Raw genomic sequence first — 16,000 nt, forward strand, 5'->3', positions numbered from 1 at the left:
GGTTCGCTCCCATGAGCCTGCCGATCGAGTCACCCGTCCGTCCGATGCTGGCACGCTCGGTGGCGACGGTGCCTGATCAGCCCGGCGACGCCGCGGGCTGGGTCTACGAGCCGAAGTGGGACGGCTTCCGGGCGGTCGTGTACCGCGACGGCGACGACGTCAGGATCGACTCGCGCAGCTGCCGGCCGATGCAGCGCTACTTCCCGGAGATCGTCGAGGCCGTGCTGACGGCGCTACCGCGACGGTGTGTGGTCGACGGCGAGATCGTGCTGGCCCGTCCGGGTGCGGACGGGCAGGACGCCGCCCACCTCGACTTCGACAGCCTGAGCCAGCGCATCCACCCGGCCGAGTCCCGGGTCCGCCGGCTCGCGAGCGAGACGCCCGCCAGCCTGGTCGTCTTCGACGTCCTCGCGCTCGACGACGACGACCTCACCGACCGTCCCCTGATCGAGAGGCTCCGGGTGCTCGACGGCATGGAGCTGTCCGGTCCGCAGGTGCACGCCACGCCCCGCACCCCCGACGCCGGCACCGCTCGGCAGTGGTTCGAGTCGTTCGAGGGGGCCGGGCTGGACGGCGTGGTCGCGAAGCCTGCCGACGCCCCGTACCAGCCGAACAAGCGCGGCTGGCTCAAGATCAAGCACGCCCGGACGGCCGACGTCGTCCTGGCGGGCCTGCGTGAGCACAAGGCGTCGACGGCGCAGCGGCCGCTCGTCGGGTCGCTCCTGCTCGGCCTGTACCGCGACGAGGCCGCGGGACCGGCGTCATCGTTGCAGTTCGTGGGCGTGGCGGCGTCGTTCTCCGCCGCGCGGCGGGCGAGTCTGTACGACGAGCTCGCACCCCTCGTCGTGCAGCCCGGCACGGGCGGCGCGGCGGAGCACCCGTGGGCGGACTGGCACGACCCCGCGGTCGCGGACGGCACGGCGGGGGAGCGGCGGCCCGGAGCACAGTCCCGCTGGAGCGCGGGGAAGGACCTGTCGTTCACCCCGTTGCGGGTCGAACGGGTGCTCGAGGTCGGGTACGACCACATGGAGGGTGACCGTTTCCGGCACACGGCGCAGCTCAAGCGGTGGCGCCCGGACCGCGATCCGTCGTCGTGCACCTATGCCCAGCTCGCCGAGCCCGTGGGCTACGACCTGGCGGCCCTGCTGCCCGGTGCGCCCGGGACGCACGAGCGATGAGTCCGGTGGCCGCGGGAGGTCGGTAGAGGCATGGGAACGCTCAGGTTCGGGATGACGTGCTCGCTCGACGGCCGGGTGACGGACGCCGCCGGGAACATCGGATGGAGCGCGCCGAGCGACGAGATGCACGCCTTCGTCAACGGGCGGTTCCGCGCGGCGCGCACGCTCGTGATGGGCCGACGGATGTACGCCACCCTGCGCGTCTGGGACGACTGGCCGGCGGGTTCTGCCGTGGAGGAGGAGTTCGCCGGCCTGTGGGCAGCGACCGACAAGATCGTGTGCTCCGACTCGCTCGGCAGCGTGTCGGCGCCCCGGACGACGCTCGAACCGCGCCTGACCGTGGACCGGCTGGCCCAGATCGTCGCGGCGACGGACGGCGTCGTCGAGGTCTCCGGGCCGACGACGGCCGCCGACGCGCTGCGGGAGGGGCTGGTCGACGAGATCGACCTGTTCGTGCTTCCCCAGGTGCTCGGTGGCGGGCTGCACGCGCTGCCGGAGGGCATGCACACGGCGCTGGCGCTGGTGGACAGCCGCCGCTTCGCCGACGGGGCGGTCTACCTGGGCTACCGGCGGGCCTGAGCCGTCAGCTGCCCCCGTCGGCCTTGGCACGGCTCGGCTGGACGCGTTTCGGCTCACCGGGCTGCTTGGGGTACTCGGGCGGGTACGGCAGGTCACCGAGCCCGTGCTCCTCCTCGTCACGGTGCGCGAGCGCCAGCGCGGGCTCCAGCGAGCAGTTCGACGCCGGGTCGCGGTCGGAGCGCAGCGTCGCGAACAGGTCGCCGCGCTCGGCGAACCGGTCCGGCACGGTCGCGATCGTGAAGTCGTCGGGATGGACCTCGGTGACCTCGTCCCATGTCAGCGGCGTGGACACGGTGGCTCGACGGTTGGGGCGCAGGGAGTAGGCCGAGGCGATCGTCCGGTCCCGGGCCATCTGGTTGTAGTCGACGAAGATCTTCTCCCCGCGTTCCTCCTTCCACCACCTGGTGGTCACGCGCTGCGGCAGACGGCGCTCCAGCTCCCGCCCGACGGCGATCGTGGCGCGCCGTGCCTGCTGGAACGACCACCGGGGTTGCAGCGGGACGAACACGTGCAGCCCGCGGCCACCCGAGGTCTTGGGACAGCCGGTCAGGTCGAGCTCGTCGAGCACCTCCCGCAGCGTGAGCGAGACCTGTGCCGCGTCGGCGTAGTCGGTGCCCGGCTGCGGGTCCAGATCGATGCGCAGCTGGTCGACGGACTCGACGTCGTCCCGCCGCACGGGCCAGGGGTGGAAGGTGAGGGTGCCGAGCTGCGCCGCCCAGGCCACCACGGCCAGCTCGTGCGGCGCCACCTCGTCGGCGGTCCGTCCGGACGGGAACGCGATCCGCGCGGTGCGCACGAAGTCGGGTGCACCCTTCGGGACCCGCTTCTGGTAGAAGGCGTCGCCGTGGGAGTCGCTCCGGGTGGCCATGACCGCACCCTCGAACACGCCCCGGGGCCACCGTTCCAGCGTCGTGGGGCGGTCCAGCAGGGCGCCCAGGATGCCGTCGCCCACCGCGAGGTAGTACTCCACGACCTGTCGTTTGGTCACGCCCAGATCGGGGAACACGACCCGGTCGGGACTGGACACCCGGACGGTGCGGTCGCCGACGTCCAGCTCGACGGCTTTCGAGGTGGCCATGCCGGTCACGTTACGCCTGGCCGCGGGCTCGTGCGCGCGGTGTCGCCGGCGTCGGCCCGAGCGCTTCTCGCGCCGCCTCGAGGTGACGCCGGGCCCGCGGTCGACCGACCGCGCGGTGCCGCAGCTCGAGCCGGCGCCGGACGCGGTCGAGGTCCGTGCCGTGCTGCGCCAGGGCGACGAGCAACCGCACCGGGTCGTCGTCGTGCAGGGCGAGCTCGACGGCGGTGCGCTCGGCAACGGTGACGGGTGCGCCGGCGATGACGACGGTGTCCGCCGCGAGCAGCGGAGACTGCCACAGCCTGGCACCCACCGGCCGGTCCGGCCGGTGCCGCCCGGCCGCGCAGGTCAGGTCCAGGTGCTCGCCGTCGCCGGCGCCCGTGTGGATCCAGACGGCCGTGCGGCCGGTCACGACGGCGCCGGTCGGCACCTCGGACGCCACCAGACCGGCGCGCAGCGCGGGGCCGACGACGACGTCGGGCCGGCACCCGGCGTCGCCCCGCAGGACACGGACCGCGCCGTCGCGCACCAGCACCTGCCAGGCAGCCGTCCCACCGACGTCGGGCGGTCGCAGCACCGACCGCGGCGACGGCGGACCGGCGACCAGGTCGCGCAGGGGCCGTTCGGGGACGAGGACGGACATGGTGGCCTCCGCGGGCGGCGAGCTCGGACGTCCACCGAACCTAGCGCGCCGGACCCCCGCGCCCGGCAGCCGGGCGACCTGCTGTGGACGGCCTCGGCCGTCCACAGCGGTCGGGTCAGCCCCGGGAGTCCTCGGCCGCCTTGACGACCTGCTCCAACCAGGCGCGACGTGCGGCGATCGCCGTGGTCAGCTCCTCGACCGTGCGCTGGTCACCGGACTTCTGCGCGGCGGCGAGATCCGCCTCCAGACCCGAGATCGCGTCCTCGAGCTGCGCGGCCGCGCCCTCGGCGCGCGCCTGCGTCTCGGGGTTCGTCCGCTTCCACTTCGCGTCCTCGGCGTCACGCACCGCGCTCTCGACGGCCCGCATCCGCCCCTCGACGCGCTGCAGGTCACCCCGAGGCACCTTGCCGGCGTCCTCCCAGCGGTCCTGGATACCCCGCAGCGCCTCCTTGGCGGCCGCGAGGTCCGTGACCGGGAGCAGTCCCTCCGCCTCGACCAGCAGCGCCTCCTTGACCTTGAGGTTCTCGCCGTACTCGGCGTCGATCTCGGCGTTGGCCGCGTCCCGGGCGCCGAAGAAGACGTCCTGTGCGGCGCGGAACCGCGCCCACAGCGCGTCGTCGTCCTTGCGGTTGGCGCGTCCGGCCGCCTTCCACCGGGCCATGAGGTCGCGGTAGACACCCGACGTGGCCCCCCAGTCCGTGGAGTGCTGCACGGCCTCGGCCTCGGCGACGAGCTTCTCCTTGACCGCCTTGGCCTCGCTGTTGCGCTGCTCGAGCTCGGCGAAGAAGTGGCGTCGCTCGCGGTCGAAGGCGGTACGCGCGTGGCTGAACCGCTTCCAGAGCGCCTCCTCGGTCGGCCTGTCGATGCGCGGACCGTTGCGCTGCGACTCCTTCCAGCGGTCGAGCAGCGCTCGCAGCTCCTCGCCGGCCGGCCGCCACTGCATCTTGGCCGGGTCGGTCGCCGCGACCTTCTCGGCGGCCTCGACGATCTCGGTGCGTGCCTCGACGGCCCGCTCCTTGGCGGCGGCCCGCTCGCGCTCCAGCGCGGCACGGCGCTCGGCGGCCTGGGTGCGCAGCCGTTCGACCCGGTCCCGCAGGGAGTCGAGATCGCCGACGGCGGCGGGCTCCGCGGTCTCCTCGGTCAGCTTCGTCAGGGTCTGGTCGATCTCGCGGACGGACAGGTCCGCGCTGCCGAGGCGAGCCTCGAACAGGGCGACCTTGGCGACCAGGTCCAGGTAGCGGCGCACGTACAGGCTCTGCGCCTCGTCCCCGGACACACCCGGGTACTGGCCCACGGCGCGTTCCCCCGCGGACTCCCGGACGTAGACGGTGCCGTCGTCGTCCACGCGGCCGAACGCCGCCGCTGCGGCGACGGCCTCGGCGTCGTCGGCCACGGGTGGCACGACCGCGGCCGCGGCGGGCTTCGGCGCGGTGCGGGGCGTGGCCGCCTGCGGACGGATCGCCGACGGCTTGGGCACTCCCGGCCGCGGAGGCGCCGGCTTGGCGGGCCGGGGACGGGCGGGGCTCGGGGAGGTCGTGGTCGACTCCGCGGCCGGGGCGTCACCGGCGGTCTTGGTGGCCGGGGTGTCACCGGCGGTCTCGGTGGCCGGGGCGGGGGCCCCGTCGGCCGCCTCGGTCTCCGGTCCGGGAGCCGGCTCGGGCTCGGGGGGAGGAGTTTCGGCCTGCGCCTGCTCGGCGGCGACCTCGACGTCCTCGGGGCCGGTCGAGCCGGGGGTGCTCTCGCTCACTGGGTCTCCACTCCTTCGATGATGACGGGGCTGACGGGGGAGCCGTCTCCGGATCCCTCGGCCGTGCCCGCGTCAGCGACTGCCTGGACGGCGTCCAGGCCGGACGACACGGTGCCGAACACCGTGTACCCGCCGACTGCGTCGGACGGGATGGTCGAGTCCTGGTACACCAGGAAGAACTGCGAGCCCATCGAGGCGGCGTCCCCGCCGCGACGGGCCATGGCGAGCGTGCCGGCCGGGTAGACGTCGTCCTCCGGGGCGTTCTCCACCGGTCCGAACGAGTACCCGGGCCCACCGGTGCCGGTGGCCGTGGGGTCGCCGCACTGGAGCACGTAGATGCCCTGCGTGGTGAGGCGGTGGCACGACGTGTCGTCGAAGTAGCCCTGCTGGGCCAGCGCGACGAAGCTGGCGACGGCCTGCGGTGCCGCTGCCCCGTCGAGCTCGAGCCGGACGGTCTCGGCGGCACCGTCGACGCACAGGTCCAGGGCGGCGGTCCACGTGCGGTCCTCGGCGACCGACGGGTCGGGCAGGTCGCCGCCGTCGCGTGCCTCGGTGGAGCCGGGCGGGCAGGCGCCGCCGGCGGGCTCGGTCCCGGGGGTCGCGATCGCTGCGGGTTCCGACGACGAGGACGACAGCCCGGCGACGACGGCGCCGCCGGCCACCAGGGCGAGGATCGCGCCGATGGCGATGATCACGCCGATCCGGCGCTGCCGGTCCTTCCGGGCGCGCCGACGCTCGTCCCACTTCTCCTGGCGCTTGCGGGCGTAGTCGCGTTCGCGCTTGCTGGGCGCCACCGTCGGTCGTCCTCCTCGTGCCGTGCCTGCCGTACCTGCCGGGTGCGGGCCGTGCCCGCGCGCGGGCCGACCGCGCGTGCGCACAGTCTAGGGCGCGGCACCGGGGTCAACCGCTCGAGAGCCGTCACGGCGCCCTGTGGACGGCACGGACGGGGCCGGCGGGCACCGGCTACGGTGGTCGCCATGGAGCTGCACGTGGTCGTCGCTCCCGTGTTCGGGACCAACTGCTGCGTCGTGGTGGCCGACGCCGTCGATGCCGACGGACGCCGGGACTGCGTCGTGGTCGATCCTGGCGCGGGCACCGCCGAGGCGGTGACCCGGCTGGTGGTCCAGCACGGCCTGGCCCCGCGAGCGGTGCTCGCCACCCACGGCCACGTCGACCACACCTGGGACGCCGCCGAGCTGTGCGTGCGCCACGACGTGCCGCTGCGTCTGCACGCGGCCGACGTCCACCGCGTCACGGACCCGTTCGGCAGCCTCGGCCTGGGTGTCGCCGGGCTCGGCGGGCCCGCCACGAGCGTGAGCGCGGCGCTCACGCAGGCGCTGGCGGACTACGGCCGTACGCCACGGGACTACCGTGCGGCGCCGGTCGTCGAACCGTTCGACGGCGCCGTCGTCGACCTGGCGGCCGGTGCGGTGACGATCCGTGCTCTGCACGCGGCGGGACACACCGAGGGATCCACCCTGTACCTCCTGGCCGGGGCCGGTATCGGCCCGGGCCCGGGTCGGGGCGTCGTGCTCAGCGGTGACGTGCTGTTCGCCGGCGGGGTGGGACGCACGGACCTGCCCGGCGCGGACGTCGACGCGATGCTCGCCACGCTGCGCGACGTCGTCGGCGGCCTGGACCCCGCGTGGCAGGTCGTGCCCGGTCACGGCCCCACCACGACCGTCGCGCGGGAGCTGGCGACCAACCCGTTCCTGCCGCGCTGAGGCCGCCGCGGACGTGTCCGCGGCGCCGTCGGCGATCTGGCAGGATCGTGCCCATGGCTCGCGTCACCCCTCTCTCCGGCTTCCCCGAATGGCTTCCCGACGGCCGCGTCGTGGAGCAGCACGTCCTGGACGTGCTGCGGCGGACCTTCGAGCTGCACGGGTTCGCCGGCGTCGAGACCCGCGCCGTCGAGCCGCTCGACCAGCTCCTGCGCAAGGGCGAGACCTCCAAGGAGGTCTACGTGCTGCGTCGCCTCCAGGCGGAGGACGACACCGAGGCGGCGGGTCCGGACGCCGGTCGCGGGGAGAAGCAGCTGGGGCTGCACTTCGACCTCACGGTCCCGTTCGCGCGCTACGTGCTGGAGAACGCCGGTCGGCTCGCCTTCCCGTTCAAGCGGTACCAGATCCAGAAGGTCTGGCGTGGTGAGCGGCCGCAGGACGGCCGCTTCCGCGAGTTCGTCCAGGCGGACATCGACGTCGTCGGCGCCGGGGAGCTGCCCTACCATTTCGAGGTCGAGCTCCCGCTGGTGATGGCCGAGGCGCTGGGCGCGCTGCGGGAGATCGGTGTGCCCGAGGTCCGGATCCTGGTCAACAACCGCAAGGTGGCCGAGGGGTTCTACCGCGGCCTGGGGCTGGACGACGTCGAGGGTGTGCTGCGGCAGATCGACAAGCTCGACAAGATCGGTGCCGAGAAGGTCGCGGCGTTGCTGGTCGCCGAGCAGGGGGCGACGCCGGAGCAGGCGGCAGCCTGCCTGGACCTCGCCGCGATCCACGGCGACGACGTCGGGGTCGTCGACCGCGTGCGTGAGCTCGCCGCGGCACGTGGAGCCGTGACCGACCTGTTGGAGACGGGCCTGGACGAGCTCGGGGCGCTGGTGGCGGCCGCCGCGGTCCGGGCCCCCGGCGTCGTGGTGGCGGACCTGAAGATCGCCCGCGGGCTGGACTACTACACGGGCTCGGTCTACGAGACGTTCCTCGTCGGTCACGAGGCGCTCGGGTCGATCTGCTCGGGCGGCCGGTACGACACTCTGGCCTCGGACGGCAAGAACACCTATCCCGGCGTCGGGCTCTCGATCGGCGTGACGCGACTGGTCTCCCGGCTGCTCTCCGGGGGGCTGGTGACCGCCACCCGCGGGGTGCCCACCGCCGTGCTGGTCGCCGTGAGCGACGAGGAGCACCGTGCGACGTCGGACGCCGTCGCCGCCGCTTTGCGTTCTCGCGGCGTCCCGGCCGACGTCGCGCCGACGGCGGCGAAGTTCGGCAAGCAGATCAAGGTCGCCGACCGGCGCGGCATCCCGTTCGTGTGGTTCCCCGGTGAGGTGCACCAGGTCAAGGACATCCGGTCCGGTGACCAGGTGGAGGCCGACCCGTCGGCGTGGCAGCCGCCGTCGGCGGACCTGCACCCGCGGGTCGTCGCGGCGGACTGATCGCGCGGCACGCGTCCTGGTCGAGGGACCGCGTGGCCGTCAGGCCTGGATCAGACCGATGACGTTCCGCGCCGGGTCGGTGAACCAGGCGATCGTCGGACCGGAACCGGGGTCGTCGCTGCGCACCACCCCGGCGTCGTCGTGCGGGAAGTCCGGGTAGCGGAGCAGGTCCACGCCCGCGGCCGCCAGCTCGAAGACCGCGGCGTCGATGTCGGCCACCTGGAGGTTGAGCACGGTGTGGTTCGCCGGCCGGTGGGCCGCGCCCTTGGGGTAGACGAAGACCGGGGAGCCCCCGGTGACGTCGAGCTCGAGCCCCATGGGCGTGCGCCGCACCTCGAGCCCGAGGCGGTCGCGGTAGAAGTTCTCGGCGGTGTCGAGGTCGTCGACGGAGTAGCTGCTGAAGGCCTGCTGGACCTGGACCATGGTTCCTCCTCGTCGGTCGTGGCGGGGGATCGGCTCGTGTCCCCGTCCAGGAAGACCCGTGCGGGACCGGCAACTCATCGGCGTCCTTGACAGCAGTACGAACACCTGTTCGAATCGGTGCATGCGATGGGACGGGCAGGCAGCAGGTGCCGACGACGGCGCGTTGCCGGGACTGGAGAGGTCCGGCCTCGCACGCCTCGGGCTGGTCCGCAGCGTCCGCACACCCGACTTCGCCGGGGTGACGTTCCACGAGGTGCTGGCCAAGAGCGCGCTGTCCAAGGTCCCCGCCGCCTCACGGATGCCGTTCGGCTGGACGGTCAACCCGTACCGAGGGTGCAGTCATGCCTGTGCCTACTGCTTCGCCCGGCCCACGCACGAGTACCTCGACCTCGACGCCGGGGCGGACTTCGACTCGCAGGTCGTGGTCAAGACGAACGTCGACCAGGTGCTCCGCGCGGAGCTGGCCCGGCCCTCGTGGCGCCGTGAGCCAGTCGCGCTGGGCACCAACACCGACCCGTATCAGCGGGCCGAGGGCAGGTACCGCCTGATGCCCGGCATCATCGGGGCGCTCGCGGACTCGCGCACGCCGTTCTCGATCCTCACCAAGGGCACGCTGCTGCGCCGCGACCTGCCGCTGATCGCGGCCGCCGCGCGCCACGTCGAGGTCGGCCTCGGTGTGTCGTTGTCCTTCGCCGACGCCGCGCTCCAGCAGTCGGTCGAGCCCGGTACCCCCACACCCAAGGCGCGCCTCGACCTGGTGCGCGCGGTGCGGTCGGCCGGGCTGCCGTGCGGGGTCATGGTGGCTCCGGTGCTGCCGTGGCTGACCGACTCCGTCGGCCACCTCACCCGACTCCTGGACGCGATCGCCGAGGCCGGTGCCACGGGGGTCACGGTGATCCCGCTGCGTCTCAAGCCCGGCACCCGCGAGTGGTACCTGCAGTGGTTGGAGCGGGAGCACCCGGACCGGCTCGCGGGCTACGGGCGGGTGTTCGCCCGCGGTGCCGACGCCCACCGTGGGTACCGGGACTGGCTCTGGTCACGGGTGCGGCCGCTGCTCGAGGAGCGTGGCTTCGCGGGATCGGGCCACCGCGCCGGCTCGGGTGCGACAGGACGTCCCGAGGACGCGCTCCGTCCGCACGAGGACGCCGACTACCCTGCCGGCGCGATGGTGCCGGGGCGGCCGGCGAGCGGCTCCGTGGTCGGCACACGCGAGGAGGAACCGCTGTTCTGACCCGCTGGGACGCGACGGCCGCGCCATGTGCCATCGTGAGTCCATGCCGAGGCGAATCCACCTCCACGTCGGGGCCCCGAAGTCGGGCACCACGTATCTCCAGTCGCGACTGCTCGCCAACCAGCGCCAGCTGCGTCGTCACGGGCTGACCTACCCGCTGGGCCGCCTGCGCGATCCGCGCATCCACTACTGGGGCGCGCTCTCGGTGGTCGGGAAGGACCACGGGCTCGATCCTGAGTCGTTGCGCGACGCCTGGCCACGGCTGCTGCGCGCTTGCCGCCGGGCCGCGGGCGACGTCGTGCTCGGTCACGAGATCCTGTCGTCGGCGACCGCCGAGCAGGCGCGGCGCGTGCTGGACGACCTCCACGGCACCGGGGCGGAGGTGCACGTGGTCATGACCGCCCGGGACCTGTCGCGAGAGCTGACCAGCGGATGGCAGGAGATGGTGAAGTTCGGCAGCGTCATGCCCTTCGGCACCTACATGCGGCGGGCACGTCGCGGCCGGCTCGAGTTCATGCGGTCGTTCGACGTGCAGGGAGTGCTCACGACCTGGGGTGCCGACCTGCCGGCCGACCGGCTGCACCTGGTCACCGCCCCGGGACCCGGCGGTGCGCGAGGCGACCTGTGGAGCCGGTTCCTCGAGGCCGTCGGCGCCGAGCCCGGCTGGGGGCCGCTCGAGGCGACCCGTGCCAACGAGTCCCTGGGGGTGCCGGAGGTGAAGCTGCTGCGGCGCCTGAACAGCCGCCTCGGCGACGAGACCCGGCGGGGCGGGACGTACGCGCCGCTCCTGGAGACCGTCGTCGTGCCGGAAGGGCTGGCACCGCGGCGCTCGCCGCGGATCACCGTCGGCCCGCAGGACCACCCGTGGGTCGTCGAGCGCAGCGAGTCCTGGATGCGGTGGGCTCGGCAACGAGGCGTCCGGATCCACGGCGACCTCGCCGACCTGCACCCCGCCGAGCCCCCGGCGGACCGGGTCGACCCGGACGCACCCCTGCCGGGGCAGGTCACCGCTGCGGCCATCGAGGCGATGGTGGCGCTGCTCGCCGAGACGCGCTCCCGCCGTCCGGCGGTCAGCGAGCGCGCCCGCCGGGCCGTCGGACGTCTGCGCGGCTGAGCCTCGGCCCCGCCGGCCCGATCAGTCCTGCTCGGCGAGCCGTGCCGGGAACCCGCCCGTGGCGATCGGCCCCCAGCGCTCGATCGTGAGGCGCACCACGGACTTGCCCTGGGAGACCATCGCCGCGCGGTACTCGTCCCAGTCGGGGTGCTCCGTGCCCGCCGCCGCGCGGTAGTACTCGACCAGGGGCTCCAGCGAGTCCGGCAGGTCGAGGACCTCGGCGGTCCCGTCGACCTGGACCCAGGCGTCGCCGAAGTCGTCGCCCTGGGACATGAACGAGGCCTGGGGGCGCTTGCGCAGGTTGACCGCCTTGGCCCGCTCCGGGTACGTCGACACGACGACGCGTCCCTCGCCGTCGACGCCGTAGGTCACCGGGCTCAGCTGGGGCCGTCCGTCGTCCCGCGTCGTGACCAGCACGCCGTTGTGACGGGAGCGCAGGAACGCGAGCAGCTCGTCCCGGGACGCCGTGGTGTTCGTCGCAATCTGCCGTGCCATGAGAATCTCCTCGCTGCGGGACGGTGGTGCCGCACTAGGATGTCACGGGCGTCGCGTACGCCCACGCCGTCGGGACGCCGACGGCGGCACCCCGAACCGTTCGAAAGGACCCCTTCGTGCTCCGCACCCACACGGCCGGCTCACTGCGGGCCGAGCACATCGGCCAGACCGTCACCCTCACGGGCTGGGTCGACCGACGGCGGGATCACGGGGGAGTGGCCTTCATCGACCTGCGCGACGCCTCCGGCATCGCGCAGGTCGTCATCCGCGACGAGGCCGTCGCGCACCCGTTGCGCTCGGAGTTCGTCCTGCAGGTCACCGGCGAGGTGTCGGGGCGCCCCGAGGGCAACGCGAACGCCAACCTCGCCACCGGTGACATCGAGGTGATCGCCACCGACGTCGTCGTGCTCAACGAGTCGGCACCGCTGCCGTTCCAGGTCTCCACCGCCCTGGCCGACACCGAGACCATCGGCGAGGAGGCCCGGCTGGCGCACCGCTACCTCGACCTGCGCCGGCCCGCGCCCGCCGCCGCGCTCCGCCTGCGGTCCAAGGTCAGCCAGGCGGCGCGTCGCGTGCTGGACGGCCACGAGTTCGTCGAGGTCGAGACGCCGACGCTGACGCGGTCCACGCCCGAGGGCGCGCGCGACTTCCTCGTGCCTGCCCGGCTCGCGCCCGGCTCCTGGTATGCGCTGCCGCAGTCCCCGCAGCTCTTCAAGCAGCTCCTCATGGTCGGCGGCCTCGAGCGGTACTACCAGATCGCCCGTTGCTACCGCGACGAGGACTTCCGCGCGGACCGGCAGCCGGAGTTCACCCAGCTCGACGTCGAGATGAGCTTCGTCGACCAGGACGACGTCATCGCGCTGACCGAGGAGCTGCTCGCCGAGATCTGGAACCTGATCGACGTCCGGATCCCCACCCCGATCGAGCGCATGACCTACGCCGACGCCATGCGCCTGTACGGCACGGACAAGCCCGACCTGCGCTTCGCGAACCCCCTGGTCGAGCTCACCGAGTACTTCGCCGACACCCCGTTCCGGGTCTTCCAGAACGAGTACGTCGGCGCCGTCGTCATGCCCGGCGGGGCCTCGCAGCCGCGCCGGCAGTTCGACGCCTGGCAGGACTGGGCCAAGCAGCGCGGCGCTCGCGGCCTCGCCTACGTGACCTTCGCGGACGACGGCACGCTGGGCGGCCCGGTCGCGAAGAACCTCTCGGACGCCGAGCGGGAGGGCCTCGCCGCCGCGACCGGTGCCCAGCCGGGCGACGCCGTGTTCTTCGCCGCCGGCAAGACGTCCGACTCCCGTGCCCTCCTGGGTGCGGCTCGCGTCGAGATCGCCGAGCGCACCGGACAGATCGACGACGACGCCTGGGCGTTCGTCTGGATCGTGGACGCGCCGCTGTTCAAGTCCACGGGCGAGGCGGCCGCCGAGGGCGACGTCGCCCTGGGGACCTCCGCCTGGACGGCTGTGCACCACGCCTTCACCTCGCCCAAGCCCGAGTGGCTGGACTCCTTCGAGTCGGACCCGGGCCACGCCCTGGCGTACGCCTACGACATCGTCTGCAACGGCAACGAGATCGGCGGCGGCTCCATCCGTATCCACCGCCGCGACGTCCAGGAGCGTGTGTTCGACGTCATGGGCATCGGACCGGCCGAGGCCCAGGAGAAGTTCGGGTTCCTGCTGGACGCGTTCAAGTTCGGTGCCCCGCCGCACGGCGGCATCGCATTCGGCTGGGACCGGATCGTCGCGCTGCTGACGGGTGCGCCGTCGATCCGCGACGTCATCGCGTTCCCGAAGTCGGGCGGCGGGTACGACCCGCTGACCGACGCCCCGGCGCCCATCTCGCCCGAGCAGCGCAAGGAAGCGGGAGTCGACGCCGTCCCGGAGGCCGAGGAGGCCTGACGCCTCAGATCTCCGCACGCCGACCGTGAGAGCCCGCCCCGGCCGCGGGGCGGGCTCTCACGGTCGCTGCGGTGCCGAGGGCGCCGCGACGGCGGCCAGGTAGCCGTCCGGCCGCACGCGCCTCGGCGAGGTCGACGGTGTCGTCGAGGTCCGTCTCGCCGTGCCAGCCGATGAACCGGTACCAGCCGTTCCCGAACGGCGCCAGGAACCCGAACCCGTCCTCGCGCGCGGACACGGTCAGCACGTCCGGGGGTTCCTCGCGCAGCCGGACGTCGGCCAGGACCATCGCCGAGACGACGGTCTGGCCCGGGAAGTCGAGGCCGACGGCGGCGCGGACCGCAGCAACCGCTCCACCTCGTCCTGCGGGGTGACCAGGACGAACGGGAACCGGCCGGGCAGCCCGTCCAGGGGGACCTCGAGCCGGGAGAAGAGGCGGACCGTCGGCACGCGCGTCCCGGTGGCCGACAGCGGGTCGGCGAGCCCGCGGGCGTCGAGGACCTCGAGGCTGCGGGCGTGCACCGCGAAGGGGTCAGCCGCCCGCCGGCCACAGCGTCGGTACCAGCACCACGGTGGCGACGACGGTGAGCAGGGTCAGCACCCACCCGAGCCGCGCGTAGTCGGTGAACCGGTAGCCACCGGGTCCGTAGACCATCATGTTCGTCTGGTAGCCGATGGGCGACAGGAACGAGGCGGACGCGGCGACGGCGACGGCGATCGCCGCACCGCGTGGATCGAGCCCGGCCGCGGAGGCCGTGCTGACGGCGACCGGGAGCATGAGCAGGGCGGCGGCGTTGTTGGTCACCAGCTCGGTGAGCAGCACGGTCGCCAGCACGAGCCCGAGCAGCACCCCGTAGGGCGCGAACCCGCCGAACAGCCCCACGAGCCCGTCGGCGACGGACCCGGCCAGGCCGGAGGCGCTCATCGCCGCCGCCAGGCCGAACGCCGAGGCGATGACGATGATCACCTCGAGGTCGATCGCGCGCCGGGCCTCCAGGGGCGAGAGGACCTTGGTCGCCACGAGGACGATGGCGGCCACCAGCGAACCCTGCAGGATGGGCACGAGCCCGGTGGCGGCCAGCACGACGACGGCGGCCAGCAGCCCGACGGGGATCCAGCCCCGGGGCGTGGGGGACGGCGGACGCCCGTCGAGCTCGGCCACCAGCAGGAAGTCCGCGCGGTCGCGCCACCGGTCACGGAAGTCGGGGTCGCTGACGAGGATGAGGGTGTCGCCCAGCCGGATGCGTTCCGTGCCGAGGCGGCTCTCGACGAGCTGGCCGGAGCGGTGGATGGCCAGCACGGCCGCCTGGTAGGTGGCGCGGAAGCCCACGTCCTTGAGGGTGCGTCCGACCAGGGGGGAGCGGGACCCGACGACGGCCTCGTAGTACCGCACCGAGGGTTCGGCGAGGTCCAGGACGTGCTCCATCTCGGCCGAGCGCAGGCCGCGCAGCTCGTGCAGGTTCACCACGCGGTCGACGGGACCGACGAAGTGCAGGCGGTTGCCGCCGCGCAGCACCGTCTCGGGCCGGACCGGTGCGATCGTCGTGTCGCCGCGGTCGACCGAGGCCAGGAAGAGTCCGGACAGGTCCCGGAGCCTGGCCTCGCCGACTGTCCTGCCGTCGACGGGCCCGCCGGGTTCGACGATCATCTCGAAGGAGAACCGGCGCCCCTCCTCCTCGATCTCCGCTCGCGCCGAGCGGCGGTCGGGCAGCAGCACGGGGGACAGCGTGACGAGCGCGACGAACCCGACGAGCGCGATGGGCAGGCCGAGCTTGCCGATCTCGAAGAACCCGATCTCCTGGAGTCCCAGCGCGGACATCTGGCCGGAGACGACGAGGTTGGTGGACGTCCCGATGACGGTCAGCAGCCCGCCCAGCACCGCGGCGAACGACACGGGCATGAGGATCTTGGACACGGCCAGGCGCCGTCGGTTCGCCCACGACGTGACCTGGGGCACCAGCATCGCCACGATGGGTGTGTTGTTGAGGAAGGCGGAGGCCGCCATCGTCGGCGACAGCGTGCGCAGCAGCGGCAGCCGGTAGGTGCCCTTGTCCCCGAGGGTCCGTTGCATGAGGGGGGTGAGGGCCCCCGTCTTCTCGATGCCGGCCGCGAGCACGTAGAGGGCCGCGACCGTGATCGGCGCGGGGTTGGAGAAGCCGGAGAACGCCTCCTCGGGCGTCACCACGCCGAGGATCATGACGGCGACGGCGCCCGCGAACACCGTCACGGCGGGCGAGACCCTGCCCCGGACGAGCAGGGCGAGCACTCCGAGGACGACGGCGAGGGTCAGCCAGGCGTCGAGCGTCACGGTCACGTCCCCGTCTGTCGTGCGATGTGGAGGTGGCGGGCCCGCACCCCGGGGCGCCGGGTGGCCGGTGCCGCCGCGACAGGCTAGCAGCGGTGCCCACGCGGGGGCGCAAGGGCGCACGATCTCGGCGCGCCGGGATCGAACAGGTGTGCGACCGCGGGTGC

At 73.5% G+C, this 16,000-nt stretch carries 16 protein-coding genes; 7 read left to right on the forward strand and 9 right to left on the reverse strand.

Features of this window, described 5'->3' with window-relative positions; all coding sequences use genetic code 11:
• The first annotated feature begins 11 nt into the window (after nucleotides 1-11).
• On the forward strand, nucleotides 12-1,178 hold the full coding sequence (locus ACIQLL_RS07845) for an ATP-dependent DNA ligase (protein WP_402465157.1): 1,167 nt from the start codon (nucleotides 12-14) through the stop codon (nucleotides 1,176-1,178).
• A 30-nt stretch (nucleotides 1,179-1,208) separates the two neighbouring features.
• Nucleotides 1,209-1,757, forward strand: coding sequence for a dihydrofolate reductase family protein (locus ACIQLL_RS07850; protein WP_402465159.1), 549 nt, complete (start codon nucleotides 1,209-1,211; stop codon nucleotides 1,755-1,757).
• A gap of 4 nt (nucleotides 1,758-1,761) precedes the next feature.
• Here the strand turns inward: ACIQLL_RS07850 and ligD are convergent, their stop codons facing one another.
• From ligD to ACIQLL_RS07870, 4 genes are all read right to left on the reverse strand, one after another.
• Nucleotides 1,762-2,835 (reverse strand): non-homologous end-joining DNA ligase, encoded by a 1,074-nt coding sequence (ligD, locus tag ACIQLL_RS07855; RefSeq protein WP_402465161.1) that lies wholly within the window; start codon nucleotides 2,833-2,835, stop codon nucleotides 1,762-1,764.
• Nucleotides 2,836-2,845: 10 nt separating this feature from the next.
• Nucleotides 2,846-3,475, reverse strand: coding sequence for a hypothetical protein (locus tag ACIQLL_RS07860; protein WP_402465164.1), 630 nt, complete (start codon nucleotides 3,473-3,475; stop codon nucleotides 2,846-2,848).
• A gap of 115 nt (nucleotides 3,476-3,590) precedes the next feature.
• Nucleotides 3,591-5,222 carry a DUF349 domain-containing protein gene (locus ACIQLL_RS07865; RefSeq protein WP_402465167.1) on the reverse strand — a complete coding sequence of 544 codons (1,632 nt, stop codon included), beginning with the start codon at nucleotides 5,220-5,222 and terminating at the stop codon, nucleotides 3,591-3,593.
• A complete protein-coding gene (locus ACIQLL_RS07870) occupies nucleotides 5,219-6,016 on the reverse strand; it encodes a peptidylprolyl isomerase (RefSeq protein ID WP_402465170.1) in 798 nt (265 codons plus the stop codon). Before ACIQLL_RS07870 ends, ACIQLL_RS07865 begins: the two co-directional genes overlap by 4 nt.
• A 183-nt stretch (nucleotides 6,017-6,199) precedes the next feature.
• Here ACIQLL_RS07870 and ACIQLL_RS07875 point away from each other — a divergent pair, with 183 nt between their 5' ends.
• Nucleotides 6,200-6,946: an MBL fold metallo-hydrolase gene (locus tag ACIQLL_RS07875; RefSeq protein WP_402465173.1), complete on the forward strand. Its 747-nt coding sequence runs from the start codon at nucleotides 6,200-6,202 to the stop codon at nucleotides 6,944-6,946.
• Nucleotides 6,947-6,999: 53 nt separating this feature from the next.
• Nucleotides 7,000-8,370 carry a histidine--tRNA ligase gene (gene hisS, locus ACIQLL_RS07880; protein WP_402465176.1) on the forward strand — a complete coding sequence of 457 codons (1,371 nt, stop codon included), beginning with the start codon at nucleotides 7,000-7,002 and terminating at the stop codon, nucleotides 8,368-8,370.
• A gap of 39 nt (nucleotides 8,371-8,409) precedes the next feature.
• Here the strand turns inward: hisS and ACIQLL_RS07885 are convergent, their stop codons facing one another.
• Nucleotides 8,410-8,793, reverse strand: a complete 384-nt coding sequence (locus tag ACIQLL_RS07885) for a VOC family protein (protein WP_402465180.1) — start codon at nucleotides 8,791-8,793, stop codon at nucleotides 8,410-8,412.
• Between the two features lie 121 nt (nucleotides 8,794-8,914).
• Between ACIQLL_RS07885 and ACIQLL_RS07890 the strand changes: the two genes are divergently transcribed.
• Entirely contained in the window at nucleotides 8,915-10,024 is a 1,110-nt protein-coding gene (locus tag ACIQLL_RS07890; RefSeq protein ID WP_402465182.1) for an Rv2578c family radical SAM protein, read from the forward strand.
• 43 nt (nucleotides 10,025-10,067) lie between these two features.
• Nucleotides 10,068-11,138, forward strand: coding sequence for a hypothetical protein (locus ACIQLL_RS07895; protein WP_402465185.1), 1,071 nt, complete (start codon nucleotides 10,068-10,070; stop codon nucleotides 11,136-11,138).
• Between the two features lie 21 nt (nucleotides 11,139-11,159).
• Here ACIQLL_RS07895 and ACIQLL_RS07900 read toward each other — a convergent pair whose 3' ends face one another.
• Entirely contained in the window at nucleotides 11,160-11,633 is a 474-nt protein-coding gene (locus tag ACIQLL_RS07900) for a PPOX class F420-dependent oxidoreductase (RefSeq protein ID WP_402465188.1), read from the reverse strand.
• 116 nt (nucleotides 11,634-11,749) lie between these two features.
• Here ACIQLL_RS07900 and aspS point away from each other — a divergent pair, with 116 nt between their 5' ends.
• Complete coding sequence (gene aspS / locus ACIQLL_RS07905; protein ID WP_402465190.1) at nucleotides 11,750-13,531, forward strand: aspartate--tRNA ligase; 1,782 nt, start codon at nucleotides 11,750-11,752, stop codon at nucleotides 13,529-13,531.
• Between the two features lie 4 nt (nucleotides 13,532-13,535).
• On the opposite strand, the gene ACIQLL_RS07910 is transcribed toward aspS, so the two are convergent.
• From ACIQLL_RS07910 to ACIQLL_RS07920, 3 genes are read right to left on the reverse strand one after another with little or no spacing between them, the layout of a single operon-like run.
• Nucleotides 13,536-13,817: a hypothetical protein gene (locus tag ACIQLL_RS07910; protein ID WP_402466304.1), complete on the reverse strand. Its 282-nt coding sequence runs from the start codon at nucleotides 13,815-13,817 to the stop codon at nucleotides 13,536-13,538.
• Complete coding sequence (locus tag ACIQLL_RS07915) at nucleotides 13,769-14,050, reverse strand: FAD-dependent monooxygenase (RefSeq protein WP_402465193.1); 282 nt, start codon at nucleotides 14,048-14,050, stop codon at nucleotides 13,769-13,771. Before ACIQLL_RS07915 ends, ACIQLL_RS07910 begins: the two co-directional genes overlap by 49 nt.
• A gap of 10 nt (nucleotides 14,051-14,060) precedes the next feature.
• Entirely contained in the window at nucleotides 14,061-15,842 is a 1,782-nt protein-coding gene (locus ACIQLL_RS07920) for an SLC13 family permease (protein ID WP_402465196.1), read from the reverse strand.
• Nucleotides 15,843-16,000: the final 158 nt, after the last annotated feature.

It is taken from the genome of Isoptericola aurantiacus, assembly GCF_044769875.1.
In the GTDB taxonomy this organism is placed as follows: Bacteria; Actinomycetota; Actinomycetes; order Actinomycetales; family Cellulomonadaceae; genus Isoptericola; species Isoptericola aurantiacus.